The organism is Fodinicurvata fenggangensis DSM 21160 (assembly GCF_000686045.1).
Taxonomy (GTDB): Bacteria; Pseudomonadota; Alphaproteobacteria; order Kiloniellales; family DSM-21159; genus Fodinicurvata; species Fodinicurvata fenggangensis.
Map to the genome: position 1 here is coordinate 170,689 of NZ_JMLV01000002.1, position 20,545 is coordinate 191,233.

The 20,545-nt window shown below is 63.2% G+C and carries 18 protein-coding genes; 16 read left to right on the forward strand and 2 right to left on the reverse strand.

What is annotated here, in order from left to right; all coding sequences use genetic code 11:
- Window positions 1-168 precede the first annotated feature (168 nt).
- The 12 genes from BP38_RS0103990 to BP38_RS18910 all read left to right on the forward strand — a co-directional run bounded on the left by BP38_RS0103990 (window position 169) and on the right by BP38_RS18910 (window position 12,792).
- Complete coding sequence (locus tag BP38_RS0103990) at window positions 169-633, forward strand: helix-turn-helix domain-containing protein (protein WP_026986674.1); 465 nt, start codon at window positions 169-171, stop codon at window positions 631-633.
- Between the two features lie 113 nt (window positions 634-746).
- Entirely contained in the window at window positions 747-1,919 is a 1,173-nt protein-coding gene (gene metK / locus BP38_RS0103995; protein WP_026986675.1) for a methionine adenosyltransferase, read from the forward strand.
- 8 nt (window positions 1,920-1,927) lie between these two features.
- Window positions 1,928-2,623, forward strand: a complete 696-nt coding sequence (trmB, locus tag BP38_RS0104000; RefSeq protein ID WP_026986676.1) for a tRNA (guanosine(46)-N7)-methyltransferase TrmB — start codon at window positions 1,928-1,930, stop codon at window positions 2,621-2,623.
- A gap of 168 nt (window positions 2,624-2,791) precedes the next feature.
- Complete coding sequence (gene rimP / locus BP38_RS0104005) at window positions 2,792-3,355, forward strand: ribosome maturation factor RimP (RefSeq protein ID WP_245602314.1); 564 nt, start codon at window positions 2,792-2,794, stop codon at window positions 3,353-3,355.
- Window positions 3,356-3,360: 5 nt separating this feature from the next.
- Complete coding sequence (gene nusA, locus BP38_RS0104010) at window positions 3,361-4,896, forward strand: transcription termination factor NusA (protein ID WP_026986678.1); 1,536 nt, start codon at window positions 3,361-3,363, stop codon at window positions 4,894-4,896.
- Between the two features lie 10 nt (window positions 4,897-4,906).
- Window positions 4,907-5,566 carry an RNA-binding protein gene (locus BP38_RS18905; RefSeq protein ID WP_245602315.1) on the forward strand — a complete coding sequence of 220 codons (660 nt, stop codon included), beginning with the start codon at window positions 4,907-4,909 and terminating at the stop codon, window positions 5,564-5,566.
- Window positions 5,523-8,177, forward strand: coding sequence for a translation initiation factor IF-2 (infB, locus tag BP38_RS0104020; RefSeq protein ID WP_437123989.1), 2,655 nt, complete (start codon window positions 5,523-5,525; stop codon window positions 8,175-8,177). The genes BP38_RS18905 and infB overlap by 44 nt, the downstream gene beginning before the upstream one ends.
- Before the next feature lie 40 nt (window positions 8,178-8,217).
- On the forward strand, window positions 8,218-8,676 hold the full coding sequence (gene rbfA, locus BP38_RS0104025; protein WP_026986680.1) for a 30S ribosome-binding factor RbfA: 459 nt from the start codon (window positions 8,218-8,220) through the stop codon (window positions 8,674-8,676).
- On the forward strand, window positions 8,660-9,586 hold the full coding sequence (gene truB, locus BP38_RS0104030; RefSeq protein WP_026986681.1) for a tRNA pseudouridine(55) synthase TruB: 927 nt from the start codon (window positions 8,660-8,662) through the stop codon (window positions 9,584-9,586). The genes rbfA and truB overlap by 17 nt, the downstream gene beginning before the upstream one ends.
- Before the next feature lie 18 nt (window positions 9,587-9,604).
- Entirely contained in the window at window positions 9,605-9,874 is a 270-nt protein-coding gene (gene rpsO, locus BP38_RS0104035) for a 30S ribosomal protein S15 (protein WP_026986682.1), read from the forward strand.
- A gap of 232 nt (window positions 9,875-10,106) precedes the next feature.
- Window positions 10,107-12,227 (forward strand): polyribonucleotide nucleotidyltransferase, encoded by a 2,121-nt coding sequence (pnp, locus tag BP38_RS0104040; protein WP_026986683.1) that lies wholly within the window; start codon window positions 10,107-10,109, stop codon window positions 12,225-12,227.
- Between the two features lie 148 nt (window positions 12,228-12,375).
- Complete coding sequence (locus BP38_RS18910; protein ID WP_211250226.1) at window positions 12,376-12,792, forward strand: hypothetical protein; 417 nt, start codon at window positions 12,376-12,378, stop codon at window positions 12,790-12,792.
- A gap of 10 nt (window positions 12,793-12,802) precedes the next feature.
- On the opposite strand, the gene BP38_RS0104050 is transcribed toward BP38_RS18910, so the two are convergent.
- Window positions 12,803-13,753, reverse strand: a complete 951-nt coding sequence (locus BP38_RS0104050) for a radical SAM protein (RefSeq protein ID WP_051608950.1) — start codon at window positions 13,751-13,753, stop codon at window positions 12,803-12,805.
- 265 nt (window positions 13,754-14,018) lie between these two features.
- Here BP38_RS0104050 and BP38_RS0104055 point away from each other — a divergent pair, with 265 nt between their 5' ends.
- On the forward strand, window positions 14,019-15,290 hold the full coding sequence (locus BP38_RS0104055) for a multidrug effflux MFS transporter (RefSeq protein ID WP_155992185.1): 1,272 nt from the start codon (window positions 14,019-14,021) through the stop codon (window positions 15,288-15,290).
- A 166-nt stretch (window positions 15,291-15,456) separates the two neighbouring features.
- Window positions 15,457-16,857 carry a dihydrolipoyl dehydrogenase gene (gene lpdA / locus BP38_RS0104060; RefSeq protein ID WP_026986686.1) on the forward strand — a complete coding sequence of 467 codons (1,401 nt, stop codon included), beginning with the start codon at window positions 15,457-15,459 and terminating at the stop codon, window positions 16,855-16,857.
- A 6-nt stretch (window positions 16,858-16,863) separates the two neighbouring features.
- On the opposite strand, the gene BP38_RS0104065 is transcribed toward lpdA, so the two are convergent.
- A complete protein-coding gene (locus BP38_RS0104065; protein WP_281174380.1) occupies window positions 16,864-17,214 on the reverse strand; it encodes a 4a-hydroxytetrahydrobiopterin dehydratase in 351 nt (116 codons plus the stop codon).
- Window positions 17,215-17,273: 59 nt separating this feature from the next.
- Here BP38_RS0104065 and BP38_RS0104070 point away from each other — a divergent pair, with 59 nt between their 5' ends.
- Window positions 17,274-17,687, forward strand: coding sequence for a metallopeptidase family protein (locus BP38_RS0104070; protein WP_026986688.1), 414 nt, complete (start codon window positions 17,274-17,276; stop codon window positions 17,685-17,687).
- A 130-nt stretch (window positions 17,688-17,817) separates the two neighbouring features.
- Window positions 17,818-20,511 (forward strand): AMP-binding protein, encoded by a 2,694-nt coding sequence (locus BP38_RS0104075; RefSeq protein WP_026986689.1) that lies wholly within the window; start codon window positions 17,818-17,820, stop codon window positions 20,509-20,511.
- Window positions 20,512-20,545: the final 34 nt, after the last annotated feature.

Genomic DNA, 20,545 nt, shown 5'->3' on the forward strand with positions numbered 1-20,545 from the left:
GGCGCCACAGGTGTAACGTCTTGGAAACGTTCCATCTTTGTCACAGCATTGAACCCGGTCTCACCCCATCTCAACCATGCCGTCAGGTTGACGGCCTCTTTGCTTCTGTAATATCCAAAGCGCTCTTTTACGCTGGGAAGGTGCAAGCAAATCATGGCAGGAGGAAACATGGCGCGACGTGAAACCGGACGGCGCGGGCGCGGAAGCGGCCAGCCCAACCCCGTCGATGTACATGTGGGGGCCAGACTGCGCGAGCGTCGGACCTTGCTGGGATTGAGCCAGGAAAAACTGGGCGAGGCCCTGGGCCTGACGTTTCAGCAGGTTCAGAAGTATGAACGTGGCACCAACCGGGTCAGCGCCAGCCGGCTCTATGACCTCTGCCATGTCCTCGATACCGACATGAACTATTTCTTCGAGGATCTGCCCGAAGACGTTACCAGCCAGGCACCGGACCCTGCTGGCGGCTTGTCAGAAAGCGCCCAGAAAGCGAACGGCAAGGGCGACCCGCTGAACAAGCGCGAAACACTGGAGTTGGTGCGAGCCTATTACCGCATCCACGATCCCGAACTGCGCCGGCGGCTGTTCGAGATGACCAAGGCCCTGGGAAGCTTGAAAGCCAAGCCCGGAGAGTGACGTTCCAGCGTCTTTTTTGCTTGTCCCCCTGCCCCTGACTCGGCAGATTTCTGCGCTGTGACGTTCCTCCGACAGGAACAGCTTTCAAGGGCATCAGCAGGCGGGGGCCAGACGTGGAACACGGCAACTATCTCTTCACCAGCGAATCGGTATCTGAAGGCCATCCGGACAAGGTCTGCGATCGCATCTCCGACGCCATTGTCGATGCCTTCCTGTCCCAGGATCCGCAGGCGCGTGTCGCCCTGGAAACGCTGGCCACGACCAACCGGGTCGTTCTCGCCGGTGAAGTGCGCGGTCCCGCCTCCATTACACCAGCCGTCATGGAAGACGTCGCCCGGCAAGCCGTAAAGGATATCGGCTACGACCAGGACGGCTTCAGCTGGAAGGATCTCGAGGTCGAAGTCCTGGTGCATCAGCAGTCTTCAGACATCGCTGTCGGCGTGGATGCGGCCGGCAACAAGGATGAAGGTGCCGGCGATCAGGGCATCATGTTCGGCTTTGCCTGCGACGAGACCGAAAGCCTGATGCCGGCGCCGATCCACTTCGCGCATTCTCTTCTGCGCTCCCTCGCCGAGGCACGCCATTCGGGCGCCGAACCAAAGCTGGGTCCCGACGCCAAGAGCCAGGTGACACTCCAGTACGAGAAGGGCCGGCCCGCACGCACCACATCCATCGTGCTTTCCACCCAGCATGACGAAAGCCTGACACAGGACGAGGTGCGCCGGATCGTGCGCCCGCACGTGGTCAACTGCCTGCCCGAGGGCTGGATGTGCCCGGAAGACGATTTCTACGTGAATCCCACTGGGCGCTTCGTCATCGGCGGCCCGGACGGGGACTGCGGCCTGACCGGACGCAAGATCATCGTAGATACCTACGGCGGTGCTGCGCCGCACGGCGGTGGAGCCTTCTCCGGCAAGGACCCCAGCAAGGTCGACCGTTCGGCGGCCTATGCCGCACGCTACCTGGCCAAGAATGTCGTGGCCGCCGGTCTGGCCGAGCGCTGCCTGCTGCAGCTGTCCTACGCCATCGGTGTCTCCCGCCCCTTGAGTGTCTACATCCACACCGACGGAACAGCCCAAGTGGACACCGCGAAGCTGGAAAAGGTCCTGCGCGAACTGATGGATCTCTCGCCGCGCGGAATCCGCGAGCATCTGCACTTGAACCGGCCCATCTATGCCCGCACGGCCGCTTATGGGCATTTCGGGCGCCCGGCCGAAGCGGACGGAGGGTTCTCCTGGGAACGCCTGGACCTGGTCGAGGACCTGAAATCCGCCTTCAACGCCTGAGCCCGGTCATGTCCATTCAGGAAAGCCAGCGCAAGCTCTATGGTCGGCGCGTCGGGCGACCGCTTCGCGAAGGCCTGCGCGGCCTGATCGAGCAGGAACTCCCCGCCCGGGCCTTAACCCTGCCCGACAATCCGGAACAAGGGCTCGATCCGCAGGACTGCTTTGCGCAAACTCCCGACGAGCTGTGGCTCGAGATCGGTTTCGGGGGCGGCGAACACCTTGCCGCACAGGCCGAAGCGCACCCCAGTGTGGGCCTGATCGGCGTCGAATTCTTTCGCAATGGCATCGCGGCCCTGTTGCGCGACTGCCGCGAACGGAATCTGGACAATGTGCGCATCCTGGAAGATGACGCACGGCTGTTGCTGAACCACCTGCCGGATGACAGCCTGGACCGGGCCTTCCTTTTGTTCCCGGACCCTTGGCCCAAGACACGTCACCACAAGCGGCGCTTCGTGCAGCGGGAAACGCTGGACGCCCTGGCCAGGGTCCTGAAGCCGGGCGCCGAATTCCGACTGGCCAGTGATGACCCCGGCTATCAGGTCTGGATGCTGCGCCACATGATGGACCACCCGGCCTTTGAATGGACCGCGCGGCGTCCCCGGGACTGGCAGCAGCGTTGTCAGGACTGGCCGGCCACCCGCTACGAGGAAAAAGCGATTGCCGAAGGGCGCCAGCCGATTTTCCTGAAATTCAGAAGACGCTGAACTGCGCATCAAAAGGCTTGAAAAAAACCGCCGAGAGTCCTAGTTTCCGCCTATGCCATAGGGTACAACCTGACTGTGAAGTCGGTTGCGCCACAAAAAAATGGTGGGCCAGCGGCCCGCCTTTTTTTATTAGACCGCACGGGCTTGTGCGGAGGAGACAGCCGAACCGTGCCAGAGCATTCGAATGACAACGGGACAGCCGATCCCGAGTTGGCGCGGACCAGCGAGGGAAAGGCGGCAGAGGTCGAACGTATCATCGCCCCCTCCGTGGAGGACATGGGCTTCGAGATCGTGCGCGTCCAGTTGAGTGGCGGCGAGGGCCGACCGGTCCTTCAGGTCATGGCCGAACGGCCGGACGGTCACATGGGTATCGATGACTGTGCCGAACTCAGCCGGACGATTTCGGCCCTGCTGGACGTCGAGGACCCGATTGCCGGAGGCTACGAGCTGGAAGTCTCTTCCCCCGGACTTGACCGGCCCCTGACCCGGCTCAAGGACTACGAGCGTTACGCCGGGTTCGAGGCCAAGCTGGAACTCGAGGTGCCGCATAACGGCCGCAAGCGCTGGCGGGGACGCCTGCGTGGTCTGGAGAACACGACCGTTCTGCTTCAGGCAAGCGAAACGGGCGAGATTGAGCGCTTGGCCTTTGGCGATATTGCCAAGGGCAAGCTGGTACTGACTGACGACCTCCTAGCCGCAATGCAGGACGGATCGAACAGGAATAGGGATTGAACCAGATGGAATCGACGACCCTCCATCGTACGGAACTGCTTCAGGTGGCCGATGCGGTTGCCCGGGAAAAGGGCATCGAGGCAGATGAAGTGCTGCAGGCCATGGAACAGGCCATTCAGAAGGCCGGTCGCGCCAAGTATGGCCAGGAGCACGACATTCGCGCCGAGATCGACCGCAAGTCTGGCGAGGTCAAGCTGCGCCGCTGCCACACAGTCGCCGATCCTGTCGAGAACGAGTTCACCGAAATCGACCTCGAGGAAGCGCGCGCCCGCGAGCCGGAAGCGCAGCTCGGCGACGTGCTCAGCGAGGAACTGCCGCCCATCGACATGGGCCGTATCGCCGCCCAGACCGCCAAGCAGGTGATCGTGCAGCGCGTGCGCGATGCGGAGCGCGCGCGCCAGTACGAGGAATACAAGAACCGCGTCGGCGAGATCGTCCACGGCATCGTCAAGCGCAACGAATTCGGCAATGTCACGGTCGACCTGGGCCGCGCCGAATCCATGCTGCGGCGTGACGAGACCCTGCCCCGCGAATCGCTGCGCAACGGCGACCGCGTGCGTGCCTACATCTACGACGTGCGCGAGGAACAGCGCGGACCGCAGATCTTCCTGTCGCGCACTCATCCGCAGTTCATGGCCAAGCTGTTCACCCAGGAGGTGCCCGAGATCTACGATGGCATCATCGAGATCAAGTCGGTGGCCCGCGATCCCGGCAGCCGCGCCAAGATCGCCGTGATCAGTCATGACTCCTCCATCGACCCGGTGGGTGCCTGCGTCGGCATGCGCGGCAGCCGCGTGCAGGCCGTTGTCGGTGAGCTGCAGGGCGAGAAGATCGATATCATTCCCTGGTCGCCCGACCCAGCAACCTTCGTGGTGAACGCCCTGGCCCCGGCCGAGGTCAGCAAGGTGGTCCTGGACGAGGAACAGGGCCGCATCGAGGTTGTGGTGCCCGACGACCAGCTGTCGCTGGCCATTGGGCGGCGCGGCCAGAATGTCCGCCTGGCCACCCAGCTGACCGGCTGGGACATCGACATCATGACCGAGGAAGAGGAAAGCCAGCGCCGCCAGGAAGAGTTCCACCAGCGCTCCCAGGGCTTCATCGATGCCCTCGACGTGGACGAGGTCATTGCCCATCTTCTGGTGGCAGAAGGCTTTACCTCGGTCGACCAGGTGGCCTATGTGCCCATCGAGGAATTGACCGAGATCGAAGGCTTTGACGAGGAAGTCGCCGAAGAACTGCGCCAACGGGCACAGAATCACCTGAACGAGCAGGAGCGCAGTTACGAGGAGGCCCGCAAGGCCGCCGGCGTCAGCGACGATATCGTCAACATCGAGGGCGTGACTCCCGCCATGGCGGCCCGCCTCGGTGAGGCGGAGGTCCGGACGCTGGACGACCTGGGCGACCTGGCCGGCGACGAATTGATCGAACTGCTAGGCGACCTGGCCCCGGACGAGGAGACCGCGAACGCCATCATCATGGCCGCCCGCGCCCATTGGTTCGAGGACGAGGCCGGCACAGAGGAAACGGCGAAAGAGGAGTAAGCTCGACGGCATGATGGCGGCGGAAGAGATCGCGCAGACGGATAGGGACGGCGAAAGCCCGGCAGGCCCGCAACGGCGCTGCCTGGCCAGCGGTGCCGTGCGTCCGCGTGAAACTCTGCTGCGTTTCGTTGTGGGACCGGACCAGAGCGTGGTCCCCGACATTGCCAATCGGCTGCCCGGTCGCGGGCTCTGGTTGACGCCGGACCGTCGGATGGTGGAAAAAGCCGTGGCGCGCAAGCTGTTTGCCCGGGGCGCACGGCAGGCGGTGACGGTGCCCGAGGATTTGGCCGATCGCGTCGAAGGCCTGCTGCGGCAAAGCTGCCTTCGGTTGCTTGGCCTGGCACGCAGGGCTGGCGAAACGGCGGCCGGTTATGACAAGGTGCACGGGCTCCTGAAAAAAGGTGAAGCCGCCTTGTTGCTGCAGGCATCGGATGGATCCCGGGCGCCGCGCATCCGGCTGGCGACCCTTGGCGTCGGACAGACGCCGGGACTTGAGGTAATCGAGCTTTTCACGGCTAACGAGCTGGGAGAGGCTCTGGGACAGTCTCCACGGGTACACGTGGCGGTTCTCCCCGGCGGTCTGGCCGAACGGCTGCGGCGCGAGGCGGCGCGGCTGAAAGCGTATAATGCGGACGAATCCCGGCCGCAACGAGGACAAGCGAGCGTTTGAGAAGATGACGACTACGGACGAAAAGACGGACGGCAAGAAGCCGCTGACGCTGAACAAGGACAAGAAGCTCGAGCTCAAGAAGAAGATCGAGACCGGACAGGTGCGTCAGAGCTTCAGCCATGGACGCAGCAAGACGGTTCAGGTCGAAGTCAAGCGCAAGCGTGCCTATCGCCCAGAGGAGAGCACCGCCGAGGCCGCCTCCCAGCAGGAGGCCGAGAAGCAGCGCAAGGAAGCCGCCGCCCTGCAGGAACAGGCCGCCGAGATCGAGAACGATCACAACCTGACGCGTGCCGAACGCGATGCACGACTGCGTGCCATCGAGAAGGCGCGCGAAGAGGCCGAGCGCCGGGCCCGTGAAGAGGAAGAGGCCCGCAAGCGCGCCGCCGAAGAGGAAGCCCGCCGCCAGGCCGAAGAGGAAGAAGCCCGCAAGCGCGCCGAGGAAGAAGAAGCAAGCCGCCAGGCGGAAGCCGAGAGCGATGCCGAATCCGGTGCTGAGGCAACCGCGGAACCGGCCGAGAGCGCAGCTGGCGAACCTGTCGAGGAAAGCACGCAGAAGGCCGCTGAACCGCAGCCTGCGCCGTCAGCCGAAGACAAGCCCGCCGCCCGCAAGCCGGCGCAGCGCGAAGGCGAGGACAGCGAAGCGCGCAACAAGAAGCGTGGCGCTGCCAAGCAGCCCGCCCCTTCACGCGGCAAGACCGAACAGCGTCGCCGTCAGGGCAAGTTGACCATCACGCGTGCTCTCGACGAGGACGAGGAGGAAGAGCGCCAACGCTCCCTCGCCGCGGTTCGCCGCAGGCGGGAAAAGGAAAAGGAGCGCTCGCGCGAACAACTGCAACAAGGTTCCAAGATCATTCGAGACGTTGTCATTCCCGAGGCCATCACTGTCCAGGAACTCGCCAATCGCATGGCCGAGCGTGGCGGTGAAGTGGTGAAAACCCTCATGAAACTGGGGGTCATGGCCACCATCAACCAGACCATCGACGCCGATACGGCGGAACTCGTGGTCACGGAATTCGGGCACAATGCCCAGCGTGTCTCGGACGAGGACGTCGAAACGGGCCTCGAAGGCGGACCCGACCCCGAGTCTTCCCTGCAGCCACGGCCGCCGGTGATCACCGTCATGGGCCACGTGGACCACGGCAAGACCTCGCTGCTGGACGCCTTGCGTTCCACAGACATCGTGGCGCACGAGGCCGGCGGCATCACACAGCATATCGGCGCCTACCAGATCGTCGTCGAGGGCGGCAGCAAGATCACCTTCATCGACACGCCGGGCCACGCGGCCTTCACGGAGATGCGGGCGCGCGGTGCGAACGTCACTGATCTGGTCATCCTGGTGGTGGCCGCCGATGACGGCATCAAGGACCAGACCGTCGAGGCCATCAACCATGCCAAGGCGGCCGGGGTTCCCATCGTTGTCGCCATCAACAAGTGCGACAAGCCCGAAGCCGATCCCGAGCGCGTGAAGACCGAGCTGCTGCAGTACGAACTGGTCCCCGAGGACATGGGCGGCGATATCATCTGCGTTGAGGTCTCGGCCATCAGCCGCGAAGGCATCAACGACTTGGTGGAATCGCTCCTGCTGCAATCCGAACTCCTGGAGCTCAAGGCCAATCCCGAACGCGCCGCCAGCGGTGTCGTGGTGGAAGCGCGCCTGGAGCAGGGCCGCGGCTCGGTGGCAACCGTCCTGATCCAGCGCGGCACGCTGCGTGTTGGCGATATCTTCGTCACCGGCAGCGAGTCCGGTCGCGTGCGTGCCCTGTTGAACGACCGTGGAGATAAGATCCAGCAGGCCGGTCCATCCGAGCCCGTCGAGGTTCTGGGCCTGAACGGCACGCCGGAGGCCGGCGACGATTTCGTTGTGGTCGAGGACGATGCCCGTGCCCGCGAAGTAGCCGATTTCCGTGCCGAGAAGAAGCGCATGACCCAATTGGCCAGTGCAACCTCGGGCCGGGGTTCGCTGGAACAGATGATGGACCGCATCAAGGAGGGCGAAGCCCAGTCCATGCCGGTGGTCATCAAGTCCGACGTGCATGGTTCGCTAGAGGCCATCACGACGGCACTCGAGAAACTTGCCACCGATGAGGTGAAGATCCAGGTCCTCCATGCCGGTGTGGGCGGCATCAACGAGTCCGACGTCACGCTGGCCCGCGCGTCCGGCGCCCCGATCATCGCCTTCAACGTTCGCGCCAACGCCCAGGCCCGTGATCTGGCACGCCGGGACGGCGTGGAAATCCGCTACTACTCGATCATCTACAACGTGATCGACGACATGAAGGCCCTGCTCTCCGGCATGCTCGCGCCGGAACAGCGGGAGACCTTCCTGGGCTATGCGGAAATCCGCGAGGTCTTCAACATCACGCGCGTTGGCAAGGTTGCCGGCTGCATGATCACCGAAGGCCAGGTCAAGCGGGGGGCCAAGGTGCGCCTGCTGCGCGACAATGTCGTGATCCACGATGGCACGCTGAAAACCCTGAAGCGCTTCAAGGACGAGGTGAAGGAAGTGCAGCAGGGCTATGAATGCGGCATGGCCTTCGAGAATTACAACGACATCCAGGTCGGCGACCAGATCGAGTGCTACGAGATCCGGGAGATCGCACGCAGCCTGTAATCACAGGTGTCGGCAGGACCTTCGGCAAGGCGACAAGATCATGACACGCTCTTCGGGAAAAGCGCCCACGCAGCGCCAGCTGCGAGTGGGCGAGCAGTTGCGCCACCAGCTGTCGACCATTGTCAATTCCGGGCACGCACGTGACCCGGACCTTCAGGGTGTGAATGTCACCGTTTCGGAGGTTCGCGTCAGTCCCGACCTGAAGAATGCGACAGCCTTCGTCCTGCCGCTCGCCGGCCAGGAAGCCGCGCCCGTGGTCGAGGCCCTGAACCGCGCGTCGGCCTTCTTTCGCAAGGAGCTGGGAGCCCAGAGCGATCTGCGCTACACGCCACGCCTGAGCTTCCAGATGGATGCCTCCTTCGACGAGGCCCAGCGCATCGAGGAACTGCTGCGTCGCGAACGTGTGCGCCGCGACCTGGACGCCACGGAGACTTCGGAGACAGAAGACAGTTCGGATACAGACAACCCCGGGGCGGACGAAGATGGCACGACGTCGTAAGGGCCAGGCCATCAACGGATGGGTGGTGATTGACAAGCCCTCGGGAATCACCTCGACGGACGTGGTCAATCGCGTGCGCCGCCACCTGGATGCCCGCAAGGCCGGGCATGGCGGCACCCTGGACCCCCTGGCCACCGGTATCCTGCCACTCGCCCTCGGTGAAGCCACCAAGACCGTTTCCTATGTCATGGACGGTGACAAGACCTATCGCTTTGCATTGCGCTGGGGCGAAGGCACCGACACCGACGACGCCGAAGGCGAGGTGGTCGCGCGCAGCACCGTGCGCCCCACAGAGGCCCAGATTCGCGACGTCCTGTCCGGCTTCCATGGCTGGATCGAGCAGGTTCCGCCGGCCTTCTCGGCCATCAAGGTCGATGGCCAGCGCGCCTATGACCTTGCCCGTGACGGTGAAGAGGTGAGCCTGAGCGCGCGCCATGTCTATGTGGACTCGATCGAGCTGGTGGAAATGCCAGATAACGACACGGCCGTGTTCGAAGTCGCCTGCGGCAAGGGGACCTACATGCGCTCCCTGGCGCGCGATCTGGGTGAAGCCCTGGGCACCTGCGCCCATATTTCCGTGCTCCGGCGCCTGTCCGTAGGTGCCTTTGACGAAAGCCATGCAATTTCACTGGACAGCCTGGAGCAGCTGGAGCATGTTGCGGCCTGCGAGCAGGCCCTGCTTCCTGTCGAGACGGCGCTGGACGACATCCCGGCGTTGGCCTTGACGGAGACCGAGGCGAAAAGAATGCGCAGCGGCCAGGCGGTTTCCCTCCTGGCGCGTTCGCATCTACAGCGGCTTCAGGATCTCGAACCCGGCGACACCGTCTGTGCCATGACCGATGGCAGGCTGGTGGCCATAGCCCGTTTCGAGGCTGGAGAGCTGCGTCCGGTCCGCGTGATCAACCCTTGAAGAGTGAAAGGACTGACGATGTCGATTACGCCCGAGCGTAAACAGGAAATTATCCAGGAATTCGGGTCCAAGGAAGGGGATACTGGCTCCACTGAAGTCCAGATCGCCATCCTGACCGAGCGCATCTCGAACCTGACCGAACACATGCAGAGTCACAAGCAGGACTACCACTCCCGCCGTGGCTTGCTGGTCATGGTCGGGCAGCGCCGCCGCCTGCTTGACTATCTCAAGCGGAAGAACAAGAGCAGTTACGAGACCCTGATCAAACGCGTCGGTATCCGCCGCTAGGTCACAGGTACAATGACCGTCCTTCACAGACCCCAGACATCCCTTGACGGGGATGGGCTGTGTCTGACGATCCTCTGCAAGAACTATATCTCGAAGCGGGTGGCCGGCCGGCACACCCGCTTCGTGTGCAACCGGGCCGTCGCAAGCCGCGCCCCTGCCGGAAAGGCAGGTTCCGCGGTTTTCGCGGGTCCGGTCGTTGTTTCACAGCCGGCCAGGACACAAAGGACAAGACATGTTTAATATCACCCGCAAGGAATTGGACTGGGGTGGGCGCAAGCTCGTTCTGGAAACCGGGCGCATGGCACGTCAGGCCGACGGTGCCGTGCTGGCAAGCTATGGCGAGACGGTGGTGCTCTGCACAGCTGTCGGCGCCCGCAACCCCAAACCCGGTCTGGATTTCTTCCCCCTGACCGTCAATTACCAGGAAAAGACCTTCGCCGCAGGCAAGATCCCCGGCGGCTTCTTCAAGCGCGAAGGGCGGCCAACGGAAAAGGAAACCCTTACCTGCAGGTTGATCGACCGGCCGGTTCGCCCGCTGTTCCACAAGAATTTCCGCAACGAGACACAGATCATCTGCACGGTTCTCAGTCACGATCTGGAAAATGATCCCGACGTGGTGGCCCTGATCGGCGCCTCGGCAGCTCTGACCCTTTCCGGACTGCCCTTCATGGGTCCGCTTGGAGCGGCACGCATCGGCTATATTGATGGCGAATACGTCCTGAACCCGCAAATGGATGAACTGCCCAACTCCCAGCTGGATCTCGTGGTTGCCGGCACCCAGGACGGCGTGCTGATGGTCGAATCCGAAGCCCAGGAACTCAGCGAAGAAGTCATGCTGGGGGCCGTCAACTTCGGCCACGAGCAGATGCAGCCGGTGATCGACACGATCATCGCACTGGCCGAAGACGCCGCCAAGGAGCCCCGTGAGGTTCCCGAGGATCCGGCGGTCAAGTCCGAACTCTACAGCGAACTTCAGAAGGAATTCGGCAGCCGCCTGGCTGAGGCCTACGGCAATGCCGACAAGGTCGAGCGCCAGGCCGCCGTTGACGAGGTCCGCAGTGCGGCCGAGGAGCACATTGGCGAAGACGAGGAAAAGCTGGCTGTACTCGGCGGTGTGTTCAAGCAGCTGGAAAGCGACATCGTGCGCGGTCAGATCCTCAAGACCGGCCAGCGCATCGACGGCCGCGACACCCGGACAGTCCGCCCCATCGTGGGCGAAACCGGCATCCTGCCGCGTGCCCACGGCTCGGCACTCTTCACCCGCGGCGAGACGCAGGCCCTTGTGGCCGCCACCCTGGGCACCGGCCAGGACGAGCAGATCGTCGATTCGCTGGAGGGCGAGTTCCGCCAGCACTTCATGCTGCACTACAACTTCCCGCCATATTCCGTGGGTGAAGCCGGGCGTGTCGGCACGCCGGGACGTCGCGAGATCGGCCACGGCAAGCTGGCCTGGCGGGCACTGAACCCGGTCCTGCCGTCCAAGGAGGACTTCCCCTACACAGTCCGCCTGGTCTCCGAGATCACGGAATCCAATGGGTCCTCGTCCATGGCGACGGTCTGCGGGTCCTCCCTGGCCATGATGGATGCCGGTGTGCCGCTGCCCCGCGCCGTGGCCGGCATTGCCATGGGCCTCATCAAGGAAGGCGATGACTACGCCGTCATCTCCGATATCCTGGGTGACGAAGATCACCTGGGCGACATGGACTTCAAGGTGGCCGGCACCGAAGAGGGTGTGACCTCGCTACAGATGGACATCAAGATCACCTCCATCACCCGCGAGATCATGCAGATCGCCCTGGACCAGGCCAAGGAAGGGCGCCAGCACATCCTGGGCGAGATGGCCAAGGCCATCGGCACCGCGCGTGACAGTGTTTCGGGCCATGCGCCGCGCATCACCTCGATCAACGTGCCCAAGGACAAGATCCGTGACCTGATCGGCACCGGCGGCAAGGTGATCCGTGAGATCTGCGAGACGACCGGCGCCAAGATCGACATCGAGGACGATGGCTCGGTCAAGGTCGCCGCCACCAGCGACAGCTCCATGAAGGAGGCCCTGGACTGGATCGAGTCCATCGTGGCCGAACCCGAGGTCGGCAAGATCTATGACGGCAAGGTAGTCAAGATCATGGACTTCGGCGCCTTCGTGAACTTCCTGGGCCCCCGCGATGGCCTGGTTCACATCAGCCAGTTGGCCCAGGAGCGGGTCGGCAAGGTCGATGACGTCGTTAAGGAAGGCGAGGAAGTCAAGGTCAAGGTCATCGGCCTGGACGACCGCGGCAAGGTCAAGCTGTCCATGAAGGCCGTCGACCAGGAAACCGGTGAGGACCTGCAGGAGGCGGAAGAAACCGCCTGATCTGCGGTCTTCCCGCAAGGAATATCGGGCGCCGGCGGTTACTGCCGGCGCCCTTTTTCTTTGCGCAATGCCTTTATCACGTCGCCTTTCTGACCTATGTCATGGACAGGGGATATCGGGAGACAACAGCCGCCAATGGGAGACCAGCTTGAGCAACGAGGACGCCTACAACGATCCGGGATTCCGAGCCGCCAACCATCTGATCGGACGGCAGGACAGCGCGGACTGGGAACTTGATCTGCGTGAACTGGACCTGGCACATGCCTGTGCCTCGATCGACCGCATGGTCGAACGGAACCGTTTCGGAGAGGCCAAGTCCGTTACCGTCCGGCTGGATCCGGCCACGCCGGAAAGCGGAGAGACGCTCTTCCTGCCCATAGGGCGCTACCTCCTGGAGCTCATGCGCCGGGAACTGGTCTTGCGGTTCAATCCTCTGTCCGCTGACAAGGGTGCCGGATTCCTTGTGGAACTGCCGGGCCGCAGTGAAACACAGGCCTCGGAGTCCGAGGACGCCCCCGAGGCGGGCCCGCCGGATCCCGACTCGCACGAACCCACCGGCGCCTGAAGGCTTCTCTTTACCGCGCGCTGCAGGACGCACCGCCCAGGACGCAGAAACGCGCACAGTGGGGGTGATTGAGCGACACCTCATCCAGGGCTTCGGCCAGGCTCCCGCCCATGTCGTGAGTCCCGTCATGGGGCAACAGCGTGCAGGGTAGAACCTTGGGCCTCGGCTCGCCCTTGCGCTTGACCACCATGCGCGAGGAGGCGCACATGATCGAGTCCGGCGCCACCCCCAGGATCGACCAGCACTCTTTCGTGATTTCAGGCACTTCGGCCGTCTCGTCCATTTCCGGGAAGATCACCAGCTGGGCCGGATCGTCGGCATCCAGCGGCAGATCCAACTGCTGGAACAGGCGTGCGTAGCCGGCCCTGAGTGCGGCCTCGCCCTCTCCCGGAAGATCGCGTCCGGCAACGTCGATGGCAAAGCCCTGCTCCGCCAGCCAGCACAGGCCCTCGATGGCGGGGGCCCAGCTGCGTGGACCGCGCTCGGCTTCGTGCACTTTCTGGCCATAGTGATCCAGCGAAACGCGCAGGACCAGTTTGCCCTCCGCCAGCGGCCGCAGAGCCTTCAGCGCGTCTGCGCGCTTCATCATCGGTCGCATGGCATTGGTCAGCAGCAGCACGCGATAGCCGCGTTCCAGGCAAAGCTGCAGGATGTCGATGATTTCCGGATTCATGAAGGGCTCGCCGCCAGTCAGGCCGATCTCGCGCGTACCCAGATTCAAGGCTTCGATCTCGTCCAGGTACGAGGCCACTTCACCCCGTGAAATGTAGACCAGGCTGTCGTTCCGGGGGCTGGATTCGATGTAGCAATGCGTACAGGCCAGGTTGCAGAGCGTCCCCGTATTGAACCACAGCGTATCCAGCCGCTTCAGGGCCACATGGGCGCGGGCCGTCCCATCTGCTGTAACCTCCGGATCGCGGAACTTGATTTTGCTCTGCGGTCGTACTGTCATCGTTGTCATCTGAACTTGGGACTCCTTGCGGCTGCTTTCCAGTCAGACTTGCATGCTTGCTTTCGCTACGACAAGCACCCACCCGCCCTGTTCACGCAGGTTTGATCGCACAGCCCAGCGGACTCGGGCGCACTGCCCTGTCATTTGCGAATAGCGGCCTTGTCCCTGTGCGCCGCTCGTAAGCGTGGAAAACCAAGCCTTGATGCTGGTAATAATGGCGAACCTATTCGACCCGGGAGGAAACCCGGACGGCGCAACGGAGCAAGGAACCTTCATGTCCAAGGCCAGAGGCGACCAGGAGCCCGCCGCAAAGAGGGGTCCATCATCCCAGGAGGAAAGCCCCCATCCTGGCATGGGCTTTGCCGAGTTCGTCACCATCGTGGCGGCCATGATGGCCGTGAACGCACTTGCCATCGACATCATGCTGCCCGCCTTGCCTTCCATCGGTGGCAGCCTGAACGTCAGTGAGGAGAACCGCACCCAGCTGGTGATCACCGCCTACCTGATCGGCTTCGGTTTCACGCAGTTGTTCTACGGCACCCTGTCGGACCGCTATGGACGCAAGCCAATCCTGATCGCGGGCCTGCTGATCTACGCCCTGTTCGGGGCGCTCTCGGTCATCGCCACCTCCTTCGAGCAGTTGCTCTTTGCACGCCTGATGCAGGGGGTTGGCGCCGCTGCCAGCCGGGTCATCGCGCTGTCCCTGGTGCGCGACTGCTACGGCGGCCGCCGCATGGCCAAGGTCATGTCCCTGGTGATGATTGTCTTCATCGCCGTGCCGGTGGTCGCCCCTTCCCTCGGGCAGATCCTCGTGCTTCTCGGTCCCTGGCGTCTGATCTTCGCGGTCCTGACGGTCATGGGGCTCGTGCTCATTGCCTGGACCCTTCTGCGCCTTCCCGAAACCCTGCCGCCTGAGCGGCGTATCGCCATTTCCCCCAAATCCATCGTCACCTCATTCCGCATTGTCCTGTCCAACCGGATCACCCTTGGCTATGCGCTGGCAGCCACGGTGGTGATGGGCAGCCTGTTCGGGTTCATCAATTCGGCGCAGCAGATCTTTGTCGACGTCTTCGAGATCGGTGCCATCTTCCCGTTGGCCTTCGCCTCAATTGCACTCTTCATGGCCATGGCCTCGGTCATCAATTCGCGCATCGTGGAGCGGTTGGGCATGCGGCGGGTCTCGCATTCCGCCCTGCTGCTCTTCACGGCTGCGGGTATCGTCCACAGCCTGATCAACCTGGCCGGTCTGGAGACCGTTTGGCTGTTCATCGCCCTGCAGGCTGTCACCATGTTCGGCTTCGGGCTGGTCATGCCGAATTTCAATTCCATCGCCATGGATCCGGTTGGCCAGGTCGCAGGCACGGCCTCTTCCTTCCTGGGGTTCATTACCACGCTGGGTGGTGCTCTTCTCGGCTATTTCATCGGACAGGCCTTCAACGGCACCCCCCTGCCCATGGCCCTGGGTTTTGCCGGGCTGGGCATTGCGTCGATCATAATCGTACTGGTCACGGAGCAGGGGCGCCTGTTCCGCGGTGTCTACGACTGAGCGCTTTCCGGACCTGACGGCGATTGGCGATTAAAATTGACGCCGCGGCTTGTTATGCAGGCGGCTTTGCGGCAAGTTTGCCGCGCCGAATTGCATGACATGAACAGACGGTCGAAGCCCGGCTTGCCCACAACCAGGGTGCCGGATTTCCGGGGAGAGACAGCGGATGAGCAAGGAACAGAGCTACGACTTAGTTGTGATCGGCGGCGGGCCAGGCGGATACGTCTGTGCCATTCGGGCCGCACAACTGGGTATGAAGGTCGCATGCGTTGAAAAGCGCGAGACCCTGGGCGGCACCTGCCTCAACATCGGCTGCATTCCTTCCAAGGCCCTGCTCCAGGCCTCGGAAAAGTACGAGGAGGCCAAACACGGCCTGGGCGCTTTCGGCGTGAAGGTGGACAAGCTCTCGCTCGACCTGCCCGGCATGATGGGCCACAAGGACTCCGTGGTGGAGTCCAACGTGAAGGGCATCGAGTTCCTCTTCAAGAAGCACAAGATCGACTGGCTGAAGGGTACGGGTGAAGTCACCGGCAAGAGTGAAGTCACGATCGACGGCAAGACCAAGGTCGAGGCCAGGAACATCGTCATCGCCACAGGCTCCGGCCACATGGACCTGCCCGGCCTGGAGGTCGACGAGAAACGCATTGTTTCCTCGACCGGTGCGCTCTCGCTGTCGAAGGTGCCCAAGCACATGGTCGTGGTCGGCGGCGGCTATATCGGCCTCGAGATGGGCTCGGTCTGGCAGAGGCTGGGCGCCGAGGTCACGGTCGTGGAATTCCTGGACCGCCTTGTCCCCGGCATGGACAGCGATATCTCCAAGCAGTTCAAGCGCACGCTGTCCAAACAGGGCATGAAGTTCAAGCTGTCCACCAAGGTGACCGGCGCCAAGGTCAACAAGACCAACATCAAGCTTCAGGTCGAACCGGCCAAGGGTGGAGACGGCGAGGAAATCACCTGCGACAGCGTCCTGGTGGCCATCGGCCGCAAGCCCTATACGGAAGGCCTGGGGCTGGACAAGGTGGGCGTGGAACTGGACGAGCGCGGACGCGTGCGCACGGATGCCCATTACGCCACCTCGGTCGAGGGCATCTATGCCATAGGGGACGTCATCGAAGGGCCGATGCTGGCCCACAAGGCCGAGGAAGAAGGCGTTGCCGTCGCCGAGATCCTGGCTGGCCAGAAAGGCCATGTGAACTACGAGACCGTTCCCGGCATCGTCTATACCTGGCCGGAAGTGGCCTCAGTCGGAAAGACCGAGGATGCACTGAAGGAAGAAGGCATCGAGTACAACGTGGGCAAGTTCCCCTTTTCCGCCAATGGGCGGGCCAGGGCGATGAACGCCACCGAGGGCTTCGTGAAGGTACTGGCTGACAAGGCCACTGACCGCCTGCTGGGCGCACACATCATTGGCCCCGATGCAGGAAGCCTGGTCCACGAGGCCGTCATCACGATGGAGTTCGGTGGTTCGGCCGAGGATCTGGCACGCGCTTTCCACGGCCATCCGACCCTGAACGAAGTGGTCAAGGAAGCAGCCATGGCCGTTCATGGACGGCAGCTGCACAGTTGATGCGCTTTAGCCTTCGCCCGCCGAAGTGCGCGCCGCAAAACGTTCCATTTTCTGGGCCAGCTTGATGTCCAGGTCAGTCACACCGCCGGCGTCGTGGGTTGACAGGGTGATGTCGACGCGGTTGTAAACATTGAACCACTCGGGATGGTGATCCATCTTTTCTGCAGCCATGGCCACACGGGACATGAATCCCCAGGCCTCATTGAAAGACTTGAACCGGTAGGATTTGGCAATGGCGTCCCGTCCTTCGACTTCCTGCCAGCCTGGCAGGTCGGCAAGGGCGGACTTGCGGGCATCGTCGTGAAGTTTCTCGCGCATGGTGTCTGCCTGCTTCCTTTGTTTCTCGACAAAGTTCAGGTGGCGGTGCCAAGCTCTCCGGTCAAGGAACGGTTTTTATGCTCTTGAAGAGACAGTTAATGAGCCAGTCTGAACTACTGCACAGCTTCGGCGCACCGCCCAGCCTTCCGGACATGGAGGGCATGGCCAGGGAGGCTCTGATGGCCATTCCCCTGGAACTGCGGCGCTTTACCGGAGATGTCGCCATTCGGGTCGAGGATTTTCCGGATGAACAGGTTCTGGAGGCCATGGACCTGGAATCGCCCTTCGACCTGCTGGGACTCTATCAGGGTGTGGACCTGACGCGGCGTGGCTTCAGCGAACAGCCGGAAGATCTCGACATGATCTTCCTCTATCGCCGTCCCATACTGGATTACTGGTGCGAAAGCGAGGAAGACCTGACCCGTATCGTGCGTCATGTCCTGATCCATGAAATTGGCCATCACTTCGGTCTTTCAGACGAGGACATGGAACGCATAGAACAGTCACCCTGAGCGCAATGGCAGGGCCTGGACTCCCCTTGGAGCCTCGGCTGCCTGGTCCGCGACGCAGATCTCGAAGCTGCGGGACTGCACGGCAGGGTGAAAATCAGTTAGACCCGTCCTGAAACAGCTTCGAGGATTCATGGCGACACCCTCCAACACGACCCTTGGCCCAGGAGAAGCGGAAAGCCTGCGCGACCTCGTGTCCAGGCTGCCCGCACATGGCGGCCGCACCGCGATCGCATCGGTGCAGGGCGACTCCGTTGCCAGCATCAGCTACGCCGATCTGGGAGGACAAGCCGAAACGCTGGCCCGGGCTTTGCTGGCGGAAGGACTGGGTGCCGGCGATCACGTACTGCTGTTCGGCCCCAATTCCATCGACTGGGCGGTGGTGCGCCTGGCGCTGGCCTGCCTTGGCGCCGTCACGGTCGCCCTGGACGACCTGACAAGCGATGCCGAGCTGGAGGTTCTGGTCCCCGATTCCGGTGCCAAGGCCGCTTTCCTTGCCGAAGGCCACCTGGAGCGGGTCCGCGGGGTTGCCGAACGACAGGGGCTCGACCTCAAGCTCTATCGCCTGGACGGAAGCGGAGTTGGACCGGACAGTCCCCCGCACTGGCAGGACCTGCAGTCAGGCTCCAGCAGCGCCTTGCCGCCACTGGACCCTCACGACCCGCAGATGCTGGTCTATACCTCGGGCACCACAGGAACGCCCAAGAGCTTCTACCTCAGCCACGCCAACCTTCTGCACAACGTCCATGCCCTTCTGGAACAGCGGGTTGTCGCCCCGCGCGACCGGGTCCTGCTGCCCTTGCCGCTGCATCATGTCTTTCCCCTGACCATCGGACTGGTAACGGCCCTGGCCGGAGGCAGCACTCTGGTCCTGCCAGAAGGTGTGTCGGGACAGCAGATCATGACCGCACTGCGCATCGGGCGCGTCAGTGCGGTGGTCGGCGTGCCGAAACTCTATGCAGCGCTCTACTCCGGAATCCGCAGTCGTGTTGACTCGGCCGGCCTGCCCGCGCGCCTGATGTTCCGCCTTCTGTTCTCACTCTCCTATGCTTTGCGCCGCTATGCCGGCCTGCGCATCGGGCGGCAGTTGTTCCGTGGCCTGCATCGGCGACTGGCGCCCAATCTCTGGCTCCTGGCGTCCGGCGGGGCCCGCTTCGAGCCGGACCTGATTTGGAACCTGGAAACCCTGGGCTGGGACACCCGCAGCGGCTGGGGCCTGGCGGAAAGCTCTTCGATCCTGACCAATAACGGCGGGGGCCGGCATAAGAAGATCGGCACGGAAGGGCGCGTCCTGAAGGGCATGCAACTGCGTGTCGCGGAGCCTGACGAACAGAGCGTTGGTGAGTTGCAGGCGCGCGGACCCTCCCTGTTCCAGGGATATCGCAATCACGACCAGGCCAATGCCGAAGCCTTCACCGAGGATGGCTGGTTCCGGACCGGAGATCTGGGCCACATCGACAGCCAGGGCTTTGTCACCATCCAGGGCCGGGTCAAGGAGATGATTGTCCTGGGAGGCGGCAAGAACGTCTTTCCCGAGGAAGTCGAGAAGGTCTATGCCCAGCACTCCGCCATCGAGGAGATCGCGATTCTGGAGCAGAACGATTCCCTGGTCGCCCTGGTGGTGCCCAACCAGGCAGAAATCGGACGCGGCAATAACCTTCAGGTCGATCAGGTTATCCGCATCGCGCTCAGTGAACAGGGTCAGGGCCTTGCGCCCTATCAACGTCCAACAGGCTTTGCCATCAGCCGCGAAGCCCTGCCGCGCACCCGGCTTGGGAAGTACCAGCGCTTCAAGTTGCCCGAACTCTACCGGAAGGCCCGCGCCGGCATTACCGTGCGCTCCGACTCGGCGCTCGACGAAGCGGATCGGGCCCTGCTCGACAGCCCGCCTGCCGGCGAGATCTTCAGCTACCTGAAGTCCCGCTACCCGGATCGGCCCGTGGATCTGGATGCCTCCCTGCAACTAGACCTGGGCATCGATTCCCTGGAATGGGTGACACTGGCGCTCGAACTGGAACGCCGCTTCGGTTTCCAACTGTCCGACGAGGAAGCCGGCCAGATTGGCAGCCTGCGCGAACTGCTGCAGAAAAGCCTGCAGGAGGCCACCAGCGAGAGCGGGGATGAAAAGCCGCGCGAAATGCTCGCGCCGCTGTCCGAAGAAGAGCGCCGTTGGCTGGCGCCACGCCGCACCTACGAACACGCCCTCGGCACCGGTGTCTACGTGCTCGACTGGCTGCTGATGCGCGGCCTTTTCCGACTGACGGTGCGTGGCGAGGAACACCTGCCTCCTGTCGGCCAGGGGCCAACCATCTACATTGCCAACCACGTCAGCGACCTGGACCCCCTGGCCCTCTCCGCGGCCCTGGGGTACCGTCGGCTGTCCCATGCCTGGTGGAGCGGAGATCAGGGACGTTTGTTCAGCAGTCGCGCCGGTCGTCTTCTGGCCCGTTCGGCACGCATGTTCCCCGTCGATGAGCGGCGGCCCACTTCGGCCCTGTCCTTTGCCCTGGAGGTCCTGAAACGTGGCGAGTCGGTTATCTGGTTCCCGGAGTCATGGCGGTCTCCCGACGGAGAACTGCAGAAGTTCCTGCCAGGTATTGGCCATCTGGTCCTGAACGCACCCAAGGAGGTCCAGGTTGTTCCGGCCCGCCTGGCCGGGACCTTCGAGGCCATGCCACGCACCCGTCGGTGGCCCCGCCTCAAGGCGCTTCGGGTCAGCTTCGGCACGCCCATTGCCCGCGAACGCCTCGCCCAGGCGGAAACGCCTGAGGCCATGGCGGAGCTGCTGCGCGGCGAGATGGCCATCCTGCCGAAAAAACGACGCTGAATACGCTTCAAGCGGAGTTCGCTCGAATTTGGCT